18 protein-coding genes are annotated in these 21,245 nt (G+C 55.0%); 3 read left to right on the top strand and 15 right to left on the bottom strand.

Annotated features, from left to right (window positions below):
- Positions 1-20: 20 nt before the first annotated feature.
- A complete protein-coding gene (locus BBCT_RS03765; RefSeq protein WP_003835151.1) occupies positions 21-1,412 on the top strand; it encodes a nucleobase:cation symporter-2 family protein in 1,392 nt (463 codons plus the stop codon).
- Positions 1,413-1,521: 109 nt separating this feature from the next.
- On the opposite strand, the gene BBCT_RS03760 is transcribed toward BBCT_RS03765, so the two are convergent.
- From BBCT_RS03760 to BBCT_RS03745, 4 genes are all read right to left on the bottom strand, one after another.
- Complete coding sequence (locus BBCT_RS03760) at positions 1,522-3,357, bottom strand: acyltransferase family protein (protein ID WP_003835153.1); 1,836 nt, start codon at positions 3,355-3,357, stop codon at positions 1,522-1,524.
- 276 nt (positions 3,358-3,633) lie between these two features.
- The gene (locus tag BBCT_RS03755; protein ID WP_033513533.1) at positions 3,634-4,863 is read right to left on the bottom strand and encodes an acetate/propionate family kinase; all 1,230 of its coding nucleotides are present in this window, start codon (positions 4,861-4,863) and stop codon (positions 3,634-3,636) included.
- An 88-nt stretch (positions 4,864-4,951) separates the two neighbouring features.
- Complete coding sequence (pta, locus tag BBCT_RS03750) at positions 4,952-6,622, bottom strand: phosphate acetyltransferase (RefSeq protein WP_003835158.1); 1,671 nt, start codon at positions 6,620-6,622, stop codon at positions 4,952-4,954.
- A gap of 200 nt (positions 6,623-6,822) precedes the next feature.
- Positions 6,823-9,300: a phosphoketolase gene (locus BBCT_RS03745; RefSeq protein ID WP_003835159.1), complete on the bottom strand. Its 2,478-nt coding sequence runs from the start codon at positions 9,298-9,300 to the stop codon at positions 6,823-6,825.
- A 456-nt stretch (positions 9,301-9,756) separates the two neighbouring features.
- Here BBCT_RS03745 and guaA point away from each other — a divergent pair, with 456 nt between their 5' ends.
- Complete coding sequence (gene guaA, locus BBCT_RS03740; protein WP_003835164.1) at positions 9,757-11,319, top strand: glutamine-hydrolyzing GMP synthase; 1,563 nt, start codon at positions 9,757-9,759, stop codon at positions 11,317-11,319.
- 155 nt (positions 11,320-11,474) lie between these two features.
- Here the strand turns inward: guaA and BBCT_RS03735 are convergent, their stop codons facing one another.
- The 5 genes from BBCT_RS03735 to BBCT_RS08595 all read right to left on the bottom strand — a co-directional run bounded on the left by BBCT_RS03735 (position 11,475) and on the right by BBCT_RS08595 (position 14,356).
- Positions 11,475-11,660 carry a hypothetical protein gene (locus BBCT_RS03735; RefSeq protein ID WP_003835165.1) on the bottom strand — a complete coding sequence of 62 codons (186 nt, stop codon included), beginning with the start codon at positions 11,658-11,660 and terminating at the stop codon, positions 11,475-11,477.
- A 104-nt stretch (positions 11,661-11,764) separates the two neighbouring features.
- Positions 11,765-13,105: an MATE family efflux transporter gene (locus BBCT_RS03730; protein ID WP_033513526.1), complete on the bottom strand. Its 1,341-nt coding sequence runs from the start codon at positions 13,103-13,105 to the stop codon at positions 11,765-11,767.
- A 261-nt stretch (positions 13,106-13,366) separates the two neighbouring features.
- A complete protein-coding gene (locus BBCT_RS09740; RefSeq protein WP_197540542.1) occupies positions 13,367-13,543 on the bottom strand; it encodes a nitroreductase family protein in 177 nt (58 codons plus the stop codon).
- Between the two features lie 241 nt (positions 13,544-13,784).
- Positions 13,785-13,958, bottom strand: coding sequence for a hypothetical protein (locus tag BBCT_RS09105; protein WP_003835171.1), 174 nt, complete (start codon positions 13,956-13,958; stop codon positions 13,785-13,787).
- Entirely contained in the window at positions 13,955-14,356 is a 402-nt protein-coding gene (locus tag BBCT_RS08595; RefSeq protein WP_231858101.1) for a pyridoxal-dependent decarboxylase, read from the bottom strand. The genes BBCT_RS09105 and BBCT_RS08595 overlap by 4 nt, the downstream gene beginning before the upstream one ends.
- On the opposite strand from BBCT_RS08595, the gene BBCT_RS09810 reads away from it, so the two are divergent.
- Positions 14,301-14,732, top strand: a complete 432-nt coding sequence (locus tag BBCT_RS09810; RefSeq protein WP_197540541.1) for a winged helix-turn-helix transcriptional regulator — start codon at positions 14,301-14,303, stop codon at positions 14,730-14,732. The two genes, BBCT_RS08595 and BBCT_RS09810, sit on opposite strands and share 56 nt — an antisense overlap.
- A 135-nt stretch (positions 14,733-14,867) precedes the next feature.
- Here the strand turns inward: BBCT_RS09810 and aroA are convergent, their stop codons facing one another.
- The 6 genes from aroA to BBCT_RS03700 all read right to left on the bottom strand — a co-directional run bounded on the left by aroA (position 14,868) and on the right by BBCT_RS03700 (position 21,198).
- A complete protein-coding gene (aroA, locus tag BBCT_RS03720) occupies positions 14,868-16,208 on the bottom strand; it encodes a 3-phosphoshikimate 1-carboxyvinyltransferase (protein ID WP_033513467.1) in 1,341 nt (446 codons plus the stop codon).
- A 31-nt stretch (positions 16,209-16,239) separates the two neighbouring features.
- Positions 16,240-16,656, bottom strand: a complete 417-nt coding sequence (locus BBCT_RS09100; RefSeq protein ID WP_003835178.1) for a hypothetical protein — start codon at positions 16,654-16,656, stop codon at positions 16,240-16,242.
- A 59-nt stretch (positions 16,657-16,715) separates the two neighbouring features.
- Positions 16,716-17,801, bottom strand: a complete 1,086-nt coding sequence (locus BBCT_RS03715; RefSeq protein WP_128805891.1) for a PDDEXK family nuclease — start codon at positions 17,799-17,801, stop codon at positions 16,716-16,718.
- Between the two features lie 448 nt (positions 17,802-18,249).
- Entirely contained in the window at positions 18,250-18,594 is a 345-nt protein-coding gene (locus BBCT_RS03710) for a hypothetical protein (protein ID WP_003835182.1), read from the bottom strand.
- Positions 18,584-19,765 (bottom strand): zinc ribbon domain-containing protein, encoded by a 1,182-nt coding sequence (locus BBCT_RS03705; RefSeq protein WP_228429075.1) that lies wholly within the window; start codon positions 19,763-19,765, stop codon positions 18,584-18,586. Before BBCT_RS03705 ends, BBCT_RS03710 begins: the two co-directional genes overlap by 11 nt.
- 2 nt (positions 19,766-19,767) lie before the next feature.
- The gene (locus BBCT_RS03700) at positions 19,768-21,198 is read right to left on the bottom strand and encodes an MvaI/BcnI family restriction endonuclease (protein WP_003835185.1); all 1,431 of its coding nucleotides are present in this window, start codon (positions 21,196-21,198) and stop codon (positions 19,768-19,770) included.
- Positions 21,199-21,245: the final 47 nt, after the last annotated feature.

Genomic DNA, 21,245 nt, shown 5'->3' with positions numbered 1-21,245 from the left:
AACCTGTTGCTCATCACAGTATGAATGAGAGAGGATTCGTTGTGAGCGAAGAGAAGAAGAAAGACAACACGAACGAAAAGAAGGGCGTTTCCTTTGAAGCACTAAGCAGCTTGGACGCACCTGTTTCGTTCTGGAAGGGCATCCCGTTCGGCCTGCAGCATGTCATGGCGATGTTCGTGGCCAATCTGGCTCCGATTTTCCTGGTGGCTTCCGCCGCCAACATGAGTGCCGAGCAGTCTGCCACGATCATTCAGGCCGGTCTGCTGGTGGCAGGTCTGGGCACTTGCCTGCAGCTGTACGGCGTGTGGCTGATCGGTTCCCGACTGCCAATGGTCACGGGCATTTCCTTCACATATGTGGCCGCCGCCATGTCGATCGCCCAGAATCAAGGCTATGGCGCGGTTGCCGGCGCAGTCGTGCTTGGCGGCCTGTTGGAGGTAGTGCTTGGTTTGACCGCCAAGTATTGGCGTCGCTTCGTACCGCCGATCGTATCCGCGATTGTGGTTACGTCGATTGGTTTTTCGCTGCTTTCCGTTGGTGCCACCAGTTTCGGCGGTGGTTCCGGCGCCAAGGATTTCGGAAGCTGGCAGAATCTTACGCTCGGTCTGATTTCGCTGGTCGCCTGCTTGGCTTTCCAGCTGCTGATGAAGGGTACCGCCAAGCAGCTTTCCGTGCTGTTCGGCTTGGTTGTCGGCTATGTTGCAGCGATTTTTATGGGCAAGGTCGATTTCTCCGGATTCTCGAATCTGCAGGTCGTATCCGTGCCGCATTTCATGCCTTTCCAGCTTGAATTCGATCCGGGTGCGATTATCTCCTTCGCCTTGCTGTACGTCGTGTCTTCCGTAGAGGTGCTCGGCGATACCGCAGCACTCACCAAGGTTGGTCTAGACCGTCAGCCTACCGATAAGGAGACTGCGGGCGCCATTGCAGGCGACGGTCTCATCTCCTCCGTCTCTGGCCTGTTCGGCTGCCTCCCGTTGACGTCGTTCGCACAGAATATCGGCTTGGTCGCCATGACCAAGGTCGTCAATCGTAAGGTGATTCTTTCCGGTGGTCTGATTCTGGTGATCGCAAGCTTCGTTCCTGCTGTGGCAGAAGTGTTCAATTCCCTGCCGCAGGCCGTGCTTGGCGGCTGCACCATCATGATGTTCGGTAACATCATCCTGTCTGGCTTCCAGATGATTTCCGAGGCCGGCTACACGCAGCGCAACATCACCATTGCAGCGTTGAGCCTCACCATCGGTATTGGTTTCACGCAGGTCGGTGACATTTTCGTCAACTTCCCGCCGCTGTTCCAGTCCATCTTCGCATCCAACTGCATCGCTGTGGCGTTCGTTGTGGCCGTGCTGTTGAATGCGCTGCTACCGAGTGAAGAGCATTTCCTGTCGGCTCCGCAGCATCAGGAAGACTGAGACTGTTCAGTCTTAAGGTGATATGAGGAATCCCCCTGCTCAAACGAGTCAGGGGGATTCCTCATATTCATCGCAAAACTGCTTTATCACGATTTACGAGAAGCTATTCTCAGTGTCCTTGCTTAATCCAGTTCGTAATCGCATCCTTAACGGCTTGGGCGTACAACGTATTGGACATGCCGGGGTGAATACCATCTCCGGCAAGCTCATCAGGATACGCCGAAATCGTAGCATCCCAGTCAACGAGAACAACGTTGTTGGAATGGGTGGCCGCGAAGTCGCTCAACGCGTCGTTCGTTCCGGGAACCCAAGACACGGGGGCATGCGCGTTAATCAGCACAAGCACATGATTCGGTCCAATGTCATTCAGTATGTCATTGAGTTGGCCATCGGTCACCGCTGAATTCGTAGCCAAGCCGACCAGCACCCATTGGCGCAATCCTTCCGGCTGGCTTTTGGCTTTGTCTATAAGTCCCAACGCCTTGGTCATCGAGCGTGAGGTTTCCGCATCAACAGTGATTCCAGGGAAAACGGATTGCAAACCTTTACTGGAGGCAAGCATTACCGAGTCACCGAATGCGACCATCTGCTGCCCGTTAGGCATGGTGTGTACGGGCTTCTTAGGCGTTGGCGGATGCTTCCTATCGAAGTCGAAATGCATGCCCTGCTGCTCTTTCAGCATTCTCGCATTCTCTTCCAACGCGTGTTCCACACTGGTCTGCTTTGGTGCGTTGTCCACCACGTATCCGGACATCAAGCATGTACTCAATACCACGACGATCGTTATCCAGCATCTGGCAGCATCCCATATGCCATTTTCCGGAAGAGGACGAATCATGGCGATGAATCCGCCTCGGGCAACAGGCTGTTCCACCAACTTCCACGACATGGCGGTACAACATGCGGTAAGAGCGAATGTAATTAGCAGCATCCATCCAAGATGACGCGCACCCCACTGGGGGAACATCGCCTTGGTAAACAACCATAAAGGCCAATGCCACAGGTAAATGCCGTATGAATATCGGCCGACCACATCAAATGGTTTGAACACCAGCAGATCCTGCATCCAAGATCCGAAAGGAATGGACCCGGCGACCAGAACCACTGAAAGTAGCGAAGCCGCGAAAAACCCTCCATAGAAAGCAGCAGGACCCTGCTCAACGTGCTGCATCATCCATAACAGAATCAGTAATGCCGCAAAAGCCACCGCAGGGCCGATCTTGCTCCAGACCAGACGAGCGTATTCCATAATCGCCGTTTCTTCCGGACGACCGTTGCCACGCCGTATGATCATCAGCAGCCATGCCAGCATGGCACCTAGCCAAAGTCCCATGGCATGTGTGTCCGAACCGAAATACACTCTGGTTGGATCGGTTCCCGGGTGATACTGCAATCCCATAGAAAGCGCACTACACACGGCAAGTCCAGCAAGTACCGCCACCGGCACCCAACGTACCAGAATTTTTCGAAGCATGTAGATCAGCAAAGGAGCCAACAAATAGAACTGCATCAGCACCGACATGAACCACAGATGACGGAACATGTCTGGATTCATCTGCGAGAAATAGCTGGCACCACTGCCGATGGCATACCAGTTGTAGCAACCCAACATAACCGTCACCATCTGGTTTTTAATGCCCACCAACATGTCTTGGTTGATGAACCATGCCAACGATACGGTGACGGGAATCATCAGAATCAACGCCGGGTATATTCTGCGCAGACGCTTGAGGTAGTATTCCTTGAAACCTATTCCCTTGCCGGAATCAATATGATTCAGCAACGACGAGAAAATCAGAAAACCTGAAATGGTGAAGAATATGTCAACACCAAAGAATCCGCCCCGCAGAGTGCCCTGGTCGCAGTGATACAACACTATCGCGATCAAGGCGATGCCCTTGAGGCCATTTAGACCGACAAAACGACGTCTTACCACAACAATCAACCGCTTCTCTCAACATGCGACGTATGTGCGTAATAGACACAACGTCTCGTATCGTACTACCAGCCCCTCCCCCATTATGCGGAGCATGAACAGATATGGAAAGGCGTTGTCTGGGACGATTGGAAACGTTCGGTGAACGAGACCTCGGAAGCGGCGAAAACATAACGATTATTCGAAAAAGGACCGTACGTTCCATTGGTATTGATTTGATGCCAATGGAACGTACGGTCCTCTTCATACGGTCCCGTCAATCATTTGACTGCGGGATCTCCTCGCTCACTTGGAGAAGACGTTGCCGTAAGTGTCCTCGCCTGCTTCTGCGATGGCCGCGGACTTGCGGGCGATTGCCAGCTCCTCGTTGGTCGGAATGACGCAGATGGTGATCTTGGAATCCGGGGTGGAGATGATGCGCGGTTCCTTGGAACGGGTGGCGTTCTTCTCTTCGTCCAGCTTGACGCCGAACGGGGCGAGCTTGTCGCACACCATCTTGCGGACCACGTCATCGTTCTCGCCGACGCCTGCGGTGAAGGTGATCACGTCTACGCCGCCCATCTGAGCGGTGTAGTTGCCGATGTAGCCGACGATGCGGTGCACGTAGACGTCGAGAGCCAACTTGGCGTCCTCGTTGCCTTCGGCAACCAGACGGTGAACCTCACGGAGATCGCCGAAACCGGTCATGCCCATCATGCCGGAACGCTTGTTGAACAGAGCGTCGAGCTCATCCACGTTCATGTGGGCGTTGCGGATCAGGTGGAAGACGACGGCTGGATCGATATCGCCGGTACGGCCACCCATCATGAGGCCTTCGAGCGGGGTCAAGCCCATGGAGGTCTCGACCGGCTTTCCGGAGACCTCCGCGGAAGCGGAAGCGCCGTTGCCGATATGCAGCACGATCTGCTTGAGGCCTTCAGCCGGCTTGCCGATGACGTCCGGCACCACGGAGGAGATGAACTCGTGGGAGGTGCCGTGGGCGCCGTAACGGCGGATGTGGTACTGGTCGGCGATTTCCTTGTTCAGCGCGTAGGTGCTTGCGGCCTTCGGCAGCTGGAAGAAGAAGGAGGAATCGAACACGAAGATCTGCGGAACGTCCGGCAGAAGCGCACGCATGACTTCAGCGCCCTTGGCTTCCGGACCGTTGTGCAGCGGTGCGAGCACAGCGAGGTCCTTAACCTGGTTGATGGTCTTGTCGGTGACCAAGGCCGGGTTCGGGAAAATGGAACCGCCCTGCACCACGCGGTGGCCGACCGCCACGATACCGGCCTCGTCCAGCTTCGGGCCGAACTCGTTGAAGAAGCCGAGCACGCGCTTCAGACCCTGCTCGTGGTCGTGGATTGGCTCTTCCAGCTCATGCTTCTCGCCGTTGAACTCGTGCTTGTAGTGGCCGTCAACCGGCTCGCCGATCTTCTCGACCAGGCCGGAAGCAATACCTTCACCGGTTTCAAGATCAACCAGCTGATACTTGATAGAGCTGGAACCGGAATTGATGACAAGGACGGTTTTCGCCATTGTGGGCATCCTCCATGTGTTAATCGATGTGCCGCTTGCGCGACTTTCCAAACTTTAGATTACTCTTTGCTTGCTACAAAATAGCGTTTTACTGGGCTTCGATGGCGGTCAGGGCAACCGTGTTGATGATGTCCTGCACGGTTGCGCCTCGGCTCAGGTCGTTGACCGGTCGGTTCAGGCCCTGCAGCACCGGACCGACGGCCACCGCGCCGGAGGAACGCTGGACGGCCTTGTACCCGATGTTGCCCGCGCACAGATCCGGGAACACGAACACATTGACATGGCCTGCCACATCGTTGCCCTTGGCCTTGGTGGCTGCAACGGTCGGCGACCAAGCCGCGTCGAACTGGATGGAGCCGACAACCGCAAGTCCTGAAGCCTTCTCCTTCACGAGTGCGGTTGCTTCCTCCACGAGGTCGACGTCCGGTCCCTTGCCGGATCCCAGCGTGGAATACGACAGCATACCGACCTTCGGATTGAGTCCGAACGCCTTTGCCGTTTCGGCGGACTGGATGGCGATTTCCGCAAGTTGCTCAGCGGACGGGTTCAGATTGATGGCGCAGTCGGAGAACACGGCGACATGATCCTTGAAGCACATGAGGAACGCACCGGACACGAGGGAGGATCCCGGCTTGGTCTTGATGACCTGCAGGGCCGGACGTACGGTGTTGGCCGTGGAGTTGATGGATCCGGAAACCAGACCGTCAGCTTTGCCGAGCACCACGAGCATGGTGCCGAAGTAGCTGTCGTCGGTGAGCTGCTTGCGAGCCTGTTCCTCGGTCATGCCCTTCTTTGCGCGCAGCTCACACAGTTTGGCGACCATCGGAACGAGCACTTCCTCGTCATCCTTGGCCTGGAACTGCGCCTTTTCAAGGGATTTGAGTCCAAGCTCCTCGCCGCGGGCGAGAATGCTTTCCTTGTCTCCGACGATGATCAGATCGACGATATCGCGCTCGAGCAGATAGTCGGCCGCCTTGATGATGCGGTCTTCGGTTCCTTCCGGAAGCACGATGGTTCTCTTATTTGCCTTGGCCTTGCCCAGCAGACTGTACTGGAATGCGTATGGCGTGGTCGGCGCCTCGAACGGAACCTCAACAGCGGAGATAAGCTTTTCGGCATTGACATTCGCCTCGAATGCCTCCGTAGCCTTGGCTACAGCGTCTTCCTCGTTAAAATCAACGGCGGGTAACGTCCACACCGGCACCTCGTAAGCTGCGAACTCCTCCTTGAGAGGTTCCACCTGTTCATCTTTGCACCCGGTGATGAACACGCCGGCGACCTTGCTTCCTGCATTTTCAATGATGGTCTTCGATGCCTCGACAGTGCCCAGAACCTGTTCCGGAGTGCGGTTGATGGTGCATACGGCAAGAAGTGTGACGGACTTAAGATCAGCAGCTACGTCAGCATTGAACGTAAAGATGGACGGGTCGTTGATGGCGGATTTATCCGTTCCGACAACAACCACGGCTTCGGGCTGGGCGGTTTCGACGGCTTCCGTGTAGGCGGCCACAATATCGGCCCGGGAACCTTCCTTGTCGGTGCGTGCACGCTTCGGGCAAACACCTATGGATTGTTCACGACTTAGTCCCGCGTTGCTTGCTTCAAGCAGAACGTCGGTGAAGGTTTCCTTGCGGCAAACCGCCGGGCGGAACACGGCCGTTTTCTTGGTAGCCGCGAATGCCTTGGTGACGCCAAGGGCCACAACGTTGCGACCGTTTGCTGCTTCAGGGCTGATGATGGTGACGCTGGTTAGACTCACGAGGTCTGCTCCTATTCGTTGTTTTTAAGGTGTGTGACTGCGCTGTTTCGCACCATGTGCCATTGTAATGCGTGAACGGTAACAGACATGCATTTCATGACATGGTGTCGCAACACATTACAGTGTTACGGATATGACAAAAGCCCCAAGGGAAAATCCCTTGGGGCTTTGTTCAAGCAATCAGCCTATAGAGGCTAGACTCACTCGTTATCGCCAGCGGTTGCGGCGGTAGCGGAGACAGCACCCTGCTTGGTGGTGTTGACACCGGAGTAGACCCAGTCGGTGTAATCCGGGTGATCGTAGCCATTGTCGACTGCGAACTGGAAGGCTTCCTGACGGAAGGCTTCGAGCTCGTCGATCTTCTCGGCGTACTTGTCAGCATCGATCATGCGCAGAGCTTCGGCAACGAGCTCATAACGGTCGATGTTGTTCACGCGAACCATGTCGTACGGGGTGGTGGTGGAGCCCTGCTCCTCGTAGCCGTGGACGTTGAAGTTGTCGTGGTTCGGGCGATCGTAGATCAGACCACGCACGTCGCGGGCGTAGGAGTGGTAAGCGAACAGGACCGGCTTGTCTTCGGTGAACAGCTCAGCGAAGTCAGCGTCGGAGATAGCCTGATCGTTCTCCTTGGTGGACTGCAGCTTGACCAGATCCACAACGTTGACGACCTTGAACTTGATGCCGAGCTCGTTGAGCTTGTCGGCAGCAGCCATGATCTCCTGAGCCGGAACGTCGCCAGCGGAGGCGAGAACGATCTGGGCTTCGTCGTTGGACTTGGCGGTGGAAGCCCACTCCCACTCAGCAGCACCCTTCTCGAGCTCAGCGCGAGCTTCGTCCAGGGTCAGCCAAGTAGCGGCCGGCTGCTTACCAGCGATGATTGCGTTGATCATGTTGGTGGACTTGTAGCACTTCTCAGCCACAGCGAGCAGCATGTTGGAATCCACCGGGAAGTAGATGCCGATCACGTGATCGTTGTTGAAGCACTTGTTCAGCAGGACGGAGGTGACACCCGGATCCTGGTGAGAGAAGCCGTTGTGATCCTGACGCCACACGTGGGAGGAAACGAGCAGGTTCATGGAGGAGATCGGCTTGCGCCACGGGATCTCGCGGACGGTAGCCTCGAGCCACTTGGCGTGCTGGTTCAGCATGGAGTCGATCACGTGCACGAAGGACTCGTAGGAGCTCCAGATGCCGTGACGACCGGTGAGCAGGTAGGCCTCGAGGAAGCCTTCCATCTGGTGCTCGGAGAGCTGCTCGGTGACCTGGCCGGTGACAGCCATGTGCTCGTCAACCTGGGAGGACAGGTAGCCGGCGTCCCACTGCTTGTTGGTGACGTCGTAAGCGGCCTGCAGACGGTTGGAAGCGGTCTCGTCCGGTCCGAAGATGCGGAAGGAGTCCGGGTTGTTCTTGATGATGTCGCGGGTGTAGACGCCCAGACGACGGGTTGCTTCGAGCTGGCCCCAGCCGTGGCCGTACTCAGCGACTTCCTTGACCTCGTAGTCTTCGAGGGCCGGCAGGTTCAGCTCTTCGCGGATCACACCACCGTTAGCGTTCGGGTTGGCACCGATACGCAGTTCGCCAGTCGGCATGAAGGCGGTGACTTCCGGCTTCACAGCACCGTTCTCGTCGAACAGCTCTTCCGGATTGTAGGACTCGAGCCAGTTCTTGAGGACTTCGAAATGAGCCTCGGTATCGCGGGCGGAAGCCAGCGGCACCTGGTGGGAACGCCAGGAGCCTTCGGTCTTCTTGCCGTCGATGAACTTCGGGCAGGTCCAGCCCTTCGGGGTGCGGAAGATGATCATCGGGTAGAACGGACGAGTCATGTCGTCGGTCTGAGCTGCGGCCTTGATGTCGCAGATCTCGTCGAAGACGGTCTCGAACAGCTCGGCGAAACGACGGTGGATCGACAGGTGATCCTCGTTGTCGAAGCCAGCGACGAACTCGTACGGCTCATAGCCCATGCCGTGGAAGAACTCGTGGAGCTCTTCGTCGGAGATGCGGGACAGGATGGTCGGGTTGGCGATCTTGTAGCCGTTGAGGTGCAGGATCGGCAGCACGATACCGTCGGTGCGCGGGTTGACGAGCTTGTTGGACTGCCAGCCGGTAGCCAGCGGGCCGGTCTCAGCTTCGCCGTCGCCGACGATGGCCGGAACGAACAGGCTCGGGTTGTTCATCACAGCGCCGTAGGCATGAGACAGGGCGTAACCCAGCTCGCCACCTTCGTGGATGGAGCCCGGAGTCTCCGGAGCGTAGTGGGACGGGATGCCGCCCGGGTAGGAGAACTGGCGGAAGAACTTCTGCAGACCAGCTTCGTCCTTCGTAATCTTCGGGAAGGTCTCAGTGTAGGTGCCGTCCAGGTAGGACTGAGCGGTACCAGCCGGGCCGCCGTGGCCCGGGCCCATGATGATCACAGTGTTCTGCTGGTGATCAGCGATGAGACGGTTGATGTGGCCGATGAGGAAGTTCAGGCCCGGGGTGGTGCCCCAGTGGCCGACCAGACGGTGCTTGACGTCTTCGCGGGTGAAAGGCTCCTTCATCAGCGGGTTGCTACGCAGATAGATCTGGCCGATGGAGAGGTAGTTGGCTGCACGCCAGTACTTATCCACGCCTTCGATAGCTTCCTCGGAAACCGGAGCGTTCAGCTTCTTCCAAGGGGTGCCAATAACAGGACTCGTCATGTGTACTCCTGTACTCCTGCACTGTGTTGTGCGATTGTTTATTTTCATTCGGTCCTGAATCTTGCAAAACCTTGCGGTTCCGCGGAACGATTCATTCCCAATCACTTGAGCATATTACGAGCGAGGTGCGACTTTTTGCTGTTTTTTTGCGACTGTGTGCGTAAGTGTGTCGTTTCTGTTAAAAAATGAGAGCTTTTATCGGGAGATTTGTGAATACTTCACATGCTATCAAAAAGATTGATAAACGGCTCAATATCAACGATTTCAAGCCACCTTCGCACCTTTTTCACGTTCGTTTTGCAATACTTGCATGCGGCGTGTTGAACCATGCGTAGTAAGCAATTGTGAGGTTTGTTCACTTTCTGTTCACAGCGTTTCTAATGTCTGCTAGCGTCGCCACAATAGAACAGTTAATATTGTTGCTTCTTCATACCTCATATCAAAAGGGAGAGTGTTATGGCTGCAGGTCCTGTGCTCGTTGTTGATTTCGGAGCCCAGTACGCCCAGCTGATCGCACGTCGCGTGCGTGAAGCCAATGTTTATTCGGAGCTTGTGCCGCATTCCATGCCGGTCGATGAGATGTTGGCCAAGGATCCGCAGGCCATCATCCTTTCCGGTGGTCCGGCTTCGGTGTTCGAGCCGGGCGCTCCGCGTGTGGATAAGAAACTGTTCGAGGCCGGCGTTCCCGTGCTGGGCATCTGCTACGGCTTCCAGGCCATGGCCTATGCCTTGGGCGCGGATGTCGACAAGGCCGCCCTTGGCGAGTATGGCAAAACCGAGACCTTCATCGACAAGTCGGAAGGCCTGCTCGAAGGCTCCCCCGCCGATCAGAACACGTGGATGAGCCATGGCGTGGCTGTTAAGACAGCGCCGGAAGGCTTTGAAGTGCTGGCGCACACCGAGGGTGCGCCTGTTGCCGCCATGCAGGATGAATCCCGCAAGTTGTACGGCGTGCAGTGGCATCCTGAAGTCAAGCACACCCCGATGGGCCAGCAGCTTATCGAGACCTTCCTGCACAAGTGCGCAGGTCTCGGCAACAACTGGGATGCCTCCAGCATCATCGAGGACCAGGTCGCGAAAATCCGCGAGAAGGTCGGCGACGCACAGGTGATCTGCGGCCTGTCCGGCGGCGTTGATTCCGCAGTCGCGGCGGCTCTCGTGCACAAGGCCATCGGCGACCAGCTCACCTGCGTGTTCGTGGACCACGGTCTGCTGCGCAAGGGCGAGGCCGAGCAGGTCAAGCATGATTTCGTCGAGGCGACCGGCATCAAGCTCATCGCCGTGGACGCCTCCGAAGACTTCCTCACCGCCCTGAAGGGTGTGAGCGAGCCGGAGAAGAAGCGCAAGATCATCGGCGAAAAGTTCATTCGCACGTTCGAGAAGGCTCAGCGTCAGGTCATCGAAGAGGCGGGCGCTTCCGGCAAGGAAGTCAAGTTCCTTGTTCAGGGCACTCTCTACCCGGATGTTGTGGAATCCGGCGGCGGCGACGGCGCAGCCAACATCAAGTCGCACCACAATGTGGGTGGTCTGCCGGACGACATCAAGTTCCAGCTCGTCGAACCACTGCGTACCTTGTTCAAGGATGAGGTTCGTGCCATCGGTACCGAACTTGGCTTGCCGGACGAAATCGTCTGGCGTCAGCCGTTCCCTGGCCCGGGCCTCGGCATCCGCATCATCGGCGAGATCACCAAGGAGCGTCTGGATCTGCTTCGCGAGGCCGACGCCATCGCTCGCGAGGAGCTTTCCAAGGCTGGTCTTGACCGCGATATCTGGCAGTGCCCGGTCGTGCTCCTTGCCGATGTGCATTCCGTGGGTGTGCAGGGCGACGAGCGCACGTATGGTTCGCCAATCGTGTTGCGTCCGGTTTCCTCCGAAGACGCCATGACCGCAGACTGGTCCCGCATTCCGTACGATGTGCTTGCCACGATTTCGACGCGTATCACCAATGAATGCCGTCAGATCAACCGTGTGGTGCTCGACTGCACGTCCAAGCCGCCGGCAACCATCGAGTGGGAATAATACACGAAAAGCCAAAAAGTCTTGAAAATGCTGGACTTTTGCGTTACGGAATTGCCCCGTGACAACAAAATGATAACATTCTAGATTATTCAAGAATAAAGAGCTATCTGATTTCTGTTAGAGAAGTCAGATAGCTCTTTTTGTTTTACTCAGATTTAGTCATTCTTTAGCCGGTCTTTGAACGCCTCCACCAGCGCATCGCTGAATTGCTGGGACGGCACTTTCACATAGCCGGATGTTTCATCATATTTCGGGTAGTTATAACGCCACTTGTCATAGTCTTCCCGGTTGATTTCGCCGTTGTGATATTTTTCTGCTTGTTCCGCCCACGCAGTGAGCATTTAGCATGGATAACATCCATAGGCAATGACATGGATAAAATCAGCGTAATACCGGTTTCTCTTTCATGAAAGTGTCGTTCATCATTTTTCCTCTCTGGAACACGTTATGAGATATTTTTGTGGCGATGCCGTGCCATCATCACAAGAGCAACGAGCAAAGTGGCAGTTTCGGCAACCGGAAATGCAAGCCAGATCCCGTTCAGATGGAACAATCTGTCCAGACACCATAAGGCGGGAGCAAGGAAAAGCATCTGCCTGCATAATTGGATTGCCATGCTGGAACCTACTTTTTCCGTAGCTTGAAAATAGGTGGAAATCATAGTAGAGAGACCGCAAAACAGATAGCTTGCCGCCATAATCCGCATCGCGGATATCCCAAAGGAGCGCATGGTTTCCGACGCCGTAAACAATCCCAAAATCTGTGCTGGAAAAAGGATGACGGCCAATGTCCCCAGTATCATCATACCAGTGACCAAAGCGGTTCCGTATCGGAAAGCGGAATGCAGCCTTTCGCTGTTGCCTGCGCCGTAGTTAAACCGCATGACAGGCAAACAGCCCTGGATCAAGCCGTTTACCGTCATAACGATCAACTGCTGCACCTTAAAGTATGCGCCGAAGAAAGCAATCGCCGTATCGGAATACGCCACCAGGAACAGATTGACGAACGTCACCATAAACGAACTGAGGGCGTTCATAATAAAAGATGGCAGGCCAAAGGCAAAAATACGGCGGATCATCTGCTTTTGCAAATGAAAGCCTTTGATTTTTACCTGCACTTTCTGCTTTTTGCCCAGCAGCAAAGCAAATGCCAAAATCATGGATAATGAATAGCCCGCAACAGTAGCCACTGCAGCGCCGCGGATGCCCATATCCGGAAAAACACCAATACCAAAAATCAAGATGGGATCGAATACAAAATTAACAATCACTCCCGCAATCTGAAAACACATGGGAGCGACCATGTTCCCGGTGGCCTGTATCATCTTCTGGATGGCGATATGCACCATATTGGGAATTTGCATGAAGGAGCACACACTCATGTAGGCGATGCTCAGCTGATAAATTTCTTCATTATTGGTGAATGCCCGAAAATAGGGTTTCATAATCAGTAATGCCAGAAGATTGAGCAAAGCACCAATTCCAAAGGCCAGTAACAATCCATGTGTGACGGTTGTATTTGCATCATCCTGCTTTTTCTGTCCAAGATATCCTGCTATCAGCACATTCACGCCGACACCGATCCAGATAGACGCTGCATTCATCAATGTTGTAATCGGGAATGCCAGAGAAACAGCGATCAGTGCATTCTCACTCAACCGTGCCACAAACGCGCTGTCTATCAGGTTATAGGAATATTGCAGGAACATGGAAATCAGCGGCGGTATCGACATTTGCCAGATGAGCTTTCCAACAGGAGCGACCGCCATTTTATTATTCGTCTGCATACTTTCCCTCCTCTCCACAAAGTGTCCGGCGCAAAAAATTGCGCCGGACAGCAGGATCATTAAATCCGAACGATATAGTTTTGTTTGCGTACTGCGGGTTGAGTGTCTTCCTGGGCTGGATACCCCAATGCAACCGCCCCGACACCGCGTAAGGTTTCCGGCAGCTTCCATCCTCCGCGAAGGTGCTTGCACCGCCATCTGCCAAAACCACGACAGGCGCACCATAGTAGGGGTCTATGCTGCTCCCCATCACTTCTGCGTTTAACTTTGCGATCTCCTGTCTATATTTGGGTCTGTAATTGCAATAATGGTAGGGGATTGACGTCCGCCGCCGGTAGGCGCGTAAGTCCCCGCTTCCAGTACGGCGTCCAGAGCCTCAGCGGGTACAGGTTCTGCTTGATAGGTCCTTACGCTGCGGCGCGTTTTGATAAGAGACAAAAATCATTTTCCATACAAGTACCATCCTCCGTTCTGCCAGATTTTCCAAGATGCAGACAACAAAAAAGCCACACGGCTATCACAAGATAGCTGTGTGGCAAAAAGATGACCGAATCCGGAAAAGTCCACTCAAATTTTACGCGCGTTATTATAGCATTCTTTCAGGAGACTGTCGAGCATCAATCATTACGGAATTGTGGCGGCTATCTGTTGTTTTTTGTGTTACTTTATGGCATATAATTCAAGAAAAGTTCGACACACGTTCCTTTTTCAGCGCACGGGCATATTGGTACATACGCTGTATCGTATGGCGGATATCGTCCTCCGTTGTCTCCGGGTGGATCAGGCAGATCCGCAGAACGGTCCGGCCTTTCAGCTGGGTGGTCAGCACGCAGGCAAAGCCTTCCTCCATCATGCGCCGAGAAATAGTTCGTCCTGTTGCTGGGGTGTGAGCCCCTGAGGCGCATAACAAAATTTCACAATGGCCAGCTGCGTAGGCGTTACAACTTCCCATTCCGGCTGGTTCCGAAGCATGGACTCCGTCTGTTGGGCTAGGTCGATGCCGTGGGTCACCATATCACTGATCTGATCCGTCCCCAACGTCTGCAGGGTGAGCCATAATTTCAGGCTGCGCGCGGGGCGGGTCAGTTCAATGCCCCATTCCCAATAGTTGATTTCTCCGTTCTCTGCGGCGGCATCCCGGAGATATTCCGGGTCAGAACTGTAAAAGGCTGCCAAGTGTTTCCTGTCACGAAACATGACCGTACTGCAGGCGTACGTTTGGAACAGCCATTTGTGGGCATCCCATACCAGGCTGTCCGCCCGTGCGACATCCTCCAGCAGCTGGCGGATGGAGGCAAATAGGCTTGTTCACCGTGAGGTCTATGCCGAAGTGCCGCCGAAAGTAGAGTATTCTCTGACGGAACTGGGCAAGAGTCTGAAGCCCCCGAAAGTGCGAAATTTCCGGGGGCTTCATCATGCCTTCCGTCTTCTAGGCTCGAGCCAGATAACACCTCTCAAGGTGTCGGACTCCTCGTCGCTGCTTACCTCTTTACGTACGGTGTCAGGTTTCCATTGGTTCCGTGTTTTTCGTAGGCATTATGACGTTTTCGAGCGCCACTACCTTTGCCATGTTGGGGCCGGACAAGGCCAAGCCGTGTCAGGAAAGCTAAGAACCATCGTGGCTTGACATAGCGGCATCCGCAAAATGATCACGATCCTGTGCAAACGTAGAATGTCCTTCTTCCGTTTTTGCGGAGGAAGGACATTTCCGTACCGTTTTCAATATCGTGGATTATTTGCGGATTATCCTGGACAATTATTGCTAGGCCAGCATGTTGGTCCACATGTTTGCGAAATCGGGAAGCGTTTTCGCGGTGGTCGCAATGTTCTTGACTTGGATGCCGTTGATTTTCAGCCCCAGCATCGCAGCAAACGTCGCCATGCGATGGTCCGCATAGGTTTCCATTTCAGCCGGCTTGAGATTCATTGCCGGCACTGGCGCGATCTCCAGCCCGTCGGGAAGCTCACGAGCATCACCCCCGACTCTGGTGATCTCGTTGACCAATGCTTTCAAGCGGTTCGTCTCATGGCCACGCAGATGACCGATGCCCAGCATTCGCGTAGGAGCATCGGCGAAGACTAGGATTGCGGCCAATGATGGCGCGATCTCACCTGCCGCCGTCAGGTCGAAATCACCTAGGCCGCTGACACGACCGTCGCCGGTCACTTCGCAATACCGGACGCCGTCAATCACCGGGAAGCTGATCTCAGCTCCCATACGTTCCAAATAGCCCGGAAGTAGGCCTCCGGGTTGCGTGGTGGATTCCGGCCAATGAGGCACGCGCACGGTTCCTCCGGCGATGAGCGCTGCGCCAAGGAACGGGGCGGCATTCGACAGGTCAGGCTCGACCGTCACGGTTTCGGGCAGCTGCACGGCTCCCGGCTGCACGGTCCACACGCGGGCGTGTTCGTCGGCGTTGGCACGCACACCGGAACCATGCAGATCGGCCACTGTCATGCGAATATGAGGCAAACTCGGCGTCTTCTCCCCCGTGTGATGCAGTTCCAAACCGCCTGGCACTCGAGAGCCGATGAGCAATAGTCCTGAAATGAACTGCGAGGATCCCGAAGAATCAATGCTAACTACGCTCGGCTCGGCGCACTGGCTCACCGTTTGTGGTGGAGTGATTGTAAATGGCAGGCGACCTTCCTCGCCGTGGTATTCGATACATGCCCCCAACTGTTCAAGACCGTCCAACACGGGCTTCATCGGACGTGCGTACGCCTGCTCGTCACCGTCGAAATCCACAGGACCGTCTGCGAACATGGCAAGACCGGGCACAAAGCGCATCACCGTTCCTGCAAGACCGCAGAACACCTTCGTACCACCGTGGAACCGGCCGTCGGACGGCGGCACCACCGTAACTGTGGTGTCAACCTGCTCATCGATTTCACAGCGCACTCCCAACGAACGCAGCGCGTCCATCATCAGCTCGGTATCACGCGAGCGCAACAGACCGACCAATCGCACAGGACAATGCCCGAGAGCCGCAAGAATGAGATAACGGTTCGACAGGGATTTGCTGCCCGGCACCACAACGGTGGCGTCAAGCGACTTGCTGGCAAACGGCGCCGGCCAAAGATTCTCTTGAGATGCGTTCATAGGGTTTATCGTATCCAAAACCCGTGGAAAATCATGTTCCGGTATCACCATGCAGCGCGACGGTCACTTTGGGCACGTACGCGGCGTTGTGGCCGGAGAATCTGGACGGTTGCGCGGACGCGGTCGAGATGCTCCACTCCGCATGCTGGAGGACTGACGTCAAGGAGGTCGTTCCGTGTTTGCACTGTTTATACCGGAAACCGGAAAAGGTTTTCAAACCGACTGAAACGCCTTTGTTTCTAACGGTTTTCGTCGGGCTGACAGGATTTGAACCTGCGACATCCTGTTTCCGCGGGGTGTTTCTTGTTGGATTGAATGGCTTTTTGCTAAGACTAATATCGTTGGAAAAATGGCGGTTCTTGATTTTTGGCTGTCTTTGTTGAGACGGCTGGGATTGGCTCACCGTGACGGTCATTGTTACTGGTTTTTTACTGGATTTGGCAGTCATGGTGGCAACGGCGTTCGGCGTGTCGACTTTATCCGATGAGCGCTTCCATGAGAAATTCTCTAAAGCTTAAGTTTGCCATGGATTCCTTTCCATCCTTTGTGATTTGATCCTCTGAGCAGGCTCGCTGCTACGGGATCCCATTCGTGACCGCAGACACGGCAACGAGCGTGAACTTTGCCATGTCTCGAAACGTATTCGCCAAGCACTTCGATGTCGGGATTCGCTTCCCTGACTTGCTCAATGAAATCGTCTTGGGACTTGCGCAATTGGTCATGAGCCCGTTTCGTGCCACACGTTCGGCATCCATCACCTGCGAGCAGACTTGCCGGCAAGGCATCCCACACCCTCCCGCACACGTTGCAACGCACTCGGACTCGCGTATTAACATTCACATACTTGCCCACGACCTCGATATTGGGATGAATGGCATGCAACCTCTCGACAAATTGATCGGGACTCTGGGCACGTGATTCTTCGGTCGCTATTTCCTCAATCCTCGCCCAGTCATCCGCGCTGAACTCACAGATGCCACCCGCATCCTTAATCAATCCAATCGCAAGATCCCTGAGCGCCGAACGGTCGCCTGAGTTCAAATCAAACGGGTATGTGAGGCAATCGTCATCGAACGGAGACTCCATGTCTTGCGGGAATTGATCGTATATGGTCACAAGCCGGATGTCGGCCTCATGACATCTTCTCCGCTTTTCGCCGTCACGTTTGACATTCCTTTTGTGAAGAAACCACACGCCCGGCTCGACCGCAAGCCGCTTCGATGGAATCAGAATATCCAGCTCCATTCCGATGGTCGTCTTGTCCCGTGAGAGAACCGTCTCCCCGGCAAGCGCTTGCCTGAGGGCATAGAGCAGAAACTGCTCCATGAAGCTGGTGCCGGATCGGGCGCACCTCGGGCAGCCGTGACCTCGTAAAAGCGCACCCGGCACCGCCGACCAAACGTGGCCGCAGACATGACACCGGACCTTGATCTTCGTATGCACGTTCACATAATCGCCAAGCACCTCGATGTCCGGCGACGCCTCAGCCAGCTCGGCCGAGAACTGCTCACGGGTCTTGACACCAGTCTTGCCTTGGTTGTTCCTCGCGCCCCGAATCGCACCGCAATGGGGACATCCCTTGCCCTGCAACAAGTTGTATCCCTTGGAGGACCATATCGTGCCGCATCGCTTGCATCGAACGTCGATGTAACTAGAGCCCTTCGTGTATTCCATTAATGGCTCCGCCTCAGGATTGATCTTGGCAAGCTTCTCTAGGAATTTCTCATTGGTGTATGTTTTCTTACGCCGGAGCTGCTTCTCACCGCACCGAGGGCATCCGCACCCTTGAAGCAACGTGCCAGGCATCGTCATCCATTTATGACCGCAGCGCAGGCAACGCACATCCACTGGCGCTTTCGACCCCTGATATTCCGACTCAATCTCCAGATCGTCAGCATGAGCATTCAGCCGTCCGAGATCGGCAAGGAACTCACTATGAGTCTTTTTCTTGGGCATTGCTCAGCACTCCGAATCCATAATCCATAGAGCATCGCATTATTGCGCAGCCGCTCTGAATTTGCGACATTGGAAGACTGTTTTGCTATCTAAACACTATCTTTTTTACAGCATTGGCTACCAATGGAGCGGCTTTCTTGGCATATGGGGCAACTTTCGGAATAACCACTTTTGCTAGGCCGATAGCAGCAGCTGCCGCACCTTTCTTGACATTTTTCTGCAGTTGTTCCTTCTCACATGCTTCGCACAAATTGGACTTTCTCGTGCTTTCCAACTCGCTATCGCAGTTTTCGCAACGCTTGATTGTCTTGCGCATGAAAGCGTGGCCATGGGGCGCAACGGCATCTTGAGCATCGTTAACGGACTTTCTTTGAGGACTGTTTTCAGTCCCCTCGCTCTGAGCTGGATCATTCTTCTTCTTACGGAACATTGTTGCCGTCCTCCTCTTCACTGTTGCTTTCGTTCGTCTCCGGCTCAGGTCTGAATGGCTCAAGCAATCTTTGGGGGATACGGTCTAGCTGCGACGCGCCGTCTAGCGCCGTGATCCTTAGCGCCAGATCCTCGAATTGGTCAACCATGTCAGGCATCTTCGACCCAACCGGGAGATGCGAGTTAATTGCCAGTAAGGTGTCTCGCTCGTTAAGTTTATTCGCGTCGATGAATTCTCGGAACTGTTCCAAACATACCATGCTCGCCTCGTTTTGATTGAGCATGGCATATCCAGCGCCTTCGACACGTACAGCATTGGTGATCTGCGCCAGATCGTTGAACGCATCGGCAGCCCTCGATTGATTTTGCTGAGTGACGGCAGAAATCAGTTTCTTGTCTATACGCTCATTGGAATGGGCTTTCAGGTATTTGACGTTCTCCGCGAAATTACGCATCAATGTTCGCTTGGCATCGGTCGCGGATGATATGGCTTGTACTATCAATGCATCGCGCAGCCGTGAATCTTCAATGACACGGGCTTGCATGAGTTTATCCCAAGCGCCTTCAGCCAGTGCCAGACGGTCATTCTGCAAGTCCACTCGAATACCTTCGATTTGGTCCCTAAGGCTGCGGACCTCGGACAACACCATTGCGATGGCCACCTGAGTCTGCAAGTGCCGCATTGTATCCATGACATCAGGCGACATCTGCTCCCAGTCAAGCCGCACCTGCTTATAGAACTTCCCGTTCACGTCGAACACTTGCGGCATAATCTTCCCGTTGGCATCCTCCTTGAAGAAGAGCTTTCCTTCTTCAACCATCTTCATGATCTCCTCGGGCAAATGAGCCACCAATGTGGCTTCATCTTTGTTGGAGAATTCCTTGATGAGCTGGAACAGCCCTGGTGCAAGCGTCTGGAGCTGTTCCAGATTGCCTAGGAAGCCGAAGATTTTACGCCGGGTCTCCAAGGACATATCCAATGACTCGCCCACCAATGATTGCGATTGTGGATCCCAACGATCAATCTCAACTTGGAACTTTGGCACCATCTCATAAACTGCTTGTTGAGAAATCGGACGACTCGGATCGTCGCCGACAAAACCACATTGCGGGCAGGACAACGCTTTGTCGGAAATACTTGTTCCGCAGCCGGGACACATTATCATTGCCATGGCTATTCCTCTTTTTGCGAAGAATCGGAATCTCGCAGATCCACTTCTTTTACTTCTTGGTAGATGGCCGAGATGTCGTTGAGGTTGATGCGGAATTGGCTTCGGGAATGGGGCGTCCATTTGCCATCTTTGAGGGTGATTTTGTCGCCGGGGTCGTAGATGACCTTGCCGTCTTGGAAGGCTTTTAGGAACAGGCCGAAGCTGGTGGAGATGCCGAGGGTGACGAGTGGGCCAAATTCTACCGTGGTCTTCCCGTCTTCTTTTTCCCTGAGATACGGCACGTAAGCGGCGCGGTTGTGCTTGCGCTGCCAGTGTTCCAGTAGCTTGAGGTATGACCATCCGGCGGCGAGTTCGCCGGTCTGCTTGTCGTATAGGGCGATCATCCCGTTGGGATCGAAGTGCTTGGCATCGGTGAAGCCGACGAGTTTAAGGTTGAGTTTCGCTCCCTCTTTGTCTTCGCCGGGGCGGTTAATGTCGCCCGAAGTGAAGTAGTACTCGTCGGGATTGCCGTTTTCGTCGGTGCCGCTGACATGTCCGTAGCGCAGGACGAAATCGGCTTGGGATTGTCCCGTTATCCATCCCGTGTCGGGCTGCGGCGTGAACAAGGTGACCCGGTGGTTGCTGCGCCGCTCAAGGGATGGTTGTTTGATGGCCTTGAGCTCCCAGATGTCGAAGTCCGGGCCGGGAATGGCGTTCTCTCCCACGCCGAGTTCCGCCTCCAGAGTCAGTCCGGGAGCGTTGGGAGCGATGTATGGCTTGTCGATGGTTCCGTCGTTGCGCAGACGCCATGGGATGATCTTCTTGCCCATGATGCCGAGAAGAGCTTCCTCAAGGATGGAGAATTCGCCGGGCTTTCTCTGGCCTTGGAACACGACCGGGCAGACGTGCCCTTTCTCGAATGTGTCCATGTTCAAGACGTATTGGGCGGCCGGCGATGGAGCGCCGACGACCAAGGCGACAACATGTCCCATTCCTTCGCCCGTGTCCTTCACGGTTCCGAAGAACAAGCAGCGTCCCTCTTCGTGGCCACGTTTCGTCTCGCTCAACAGCTCGGACGGGCCTTCCTTGCATCCCTTCAGGAAGCCGGAGAACCTTACCTCGGGATATTGCGGGTAGAAGCACATGTTGGCGTTCGGCGCGTCGAACTCGCCGTCAGGCGTGACCCATCGCCACGGAACCGGAATGCGAATCAGCAGCGGCCCGGCTTTCTTCTTCTGTGATTTCGGATCCGTGTACCACGGCGTGCCGAGGGGAAGGAAAGCTAGGTCGGAGGGATCGTTGCCTAGGAAGATCTGCTGTTTCGAGTTGTTGTTGGGCACCAGCCGCTTGACCCAGATGCTTTCGGCACCGGCTCGGGTCAACAGGTCGTGGACCTGCTGGATGTCGGCCGTGTCGTACCATTGCTGATCGTCGTTGACATGGGTATCGCGCATACCTCAACAATACCCATGCCAATGTCAGCGCCAAAGCATCAACGGTC

The sequence above is a fragment of the Bifidobacterium catenulatum DSM 16992 = JCM 1194 = LMG 11043 genome, from assembly GCF_001025195.1.
GTDB lineage: Bacteria > Actinomycetota > Actinomycetes > Actinomycetales > Bifidobacteriaceae > Bifidobacterium > Bifidobacterium catenulatum.
Note: the sequence above shows the minus strand (reverse complement) of the source record. Positions and strands in the feature narration are given on the sequence as shown.

What these genes read in the sequence shown, in the direction of transcription:
- BBCT_RS03765 (WP_003835151.1), top strand. Translation starts at nt 21, where the DNA reads ATGAATGAGAGAGGATTCGTTGTGAGCGAAGAGAAGAAGAAAGACAAC.
- BBCT_RS03755 (WP_033513533.1), bottom strand. Translation starts at nt 4,863, where the DNA reads ATGGCGAAAACCGTCCTTGTCATCAATTCCGGTTCCAGCTCTATCAAG.
- BBCT_RS03745 (WP_003835159.1), bottom strand. Translation starts at nt 9,300, where the DNA reads ATGACGAGTCCTGTTATTGGCACCCCTTGGAAGAAGCTGAACGCTCCG.
- guaA (WP_003835164.1), top strand. Translation starts at nt 9,757, where the DNA reads ATGGCTGCAGGTCCTGTGCTCGTTGTTGATTTCGGAGCCCAGTACGCC.
- BBCT_RS03735 (WP_003835165.1), bottom strand. Translation starts at nt 11,660, where the DNA reads ATGCTCACTGCGTGGGCGGAACAAGCAGAAAAATATCACAACGGCGAA.
- BBCT_RS03730 (WP_033513526.1), bottom strand. Translation starts at nt 13,105, where the DNA reads ATGCAGACGAATAATAAAATGGCGGTCGCTCCTGTTGGAAAGCTCATC.
- BBCT_RS09105 (WP_003835171.1), bottom strand. Translation starts at nt 13,958, where the DNA reads ATGATGGAGGAAGGCTTTGCCTGCGTGCTGACCACCCAGCTGAAAGGC.
- BBCT_RS09810 (WP_197540541.1), top strand. Translation starts at nt 14,301, where the DNA reads ATGACCGTACTGCAGGCGTACGTTTGGAACAGCCATTTGTGGGCATCC.
- aroA (WP_033513467.1), bottom strand. Translation starts at nt 16,208, where the DNA reads ATGAACGCATCTCAAGAGAATCTTTGGCCGGCGCCGTTTGCCAGCAAG.
- BBCT_RS09100 (WP_003835178.1), bottom strand. Translation starts at nt 16,656, where the DNA reads ATGACTGCCAAATCCAGTAAAAAACCAGTAACAATGACCGTCACGGTG.
- BBCT_RS03710 (WP_003835182.1), bottom strand. Translation starts at nt 18,594, where the DNA reads ATGTTCCGTAAGAAGAAGAATGATCCAGCTCAGAGCGAGGGGACTGAA.
- BBCT_RS03705 (WP_228429075.1), bottom strand. Translation starts at nt 19,765, where the DNA reads ATGGCAATGATAATGTGTCCCGGCTGCGGAACAAGTATTTCCGACAAA.
- BBCT_RS03700 (WP_003835185.1), bottom strand. Translation starts at nt 21,198, where the DNA reads ATGCGCGATACCCATGTCAACGACGATCAGCAATGGTACGACACGGCC.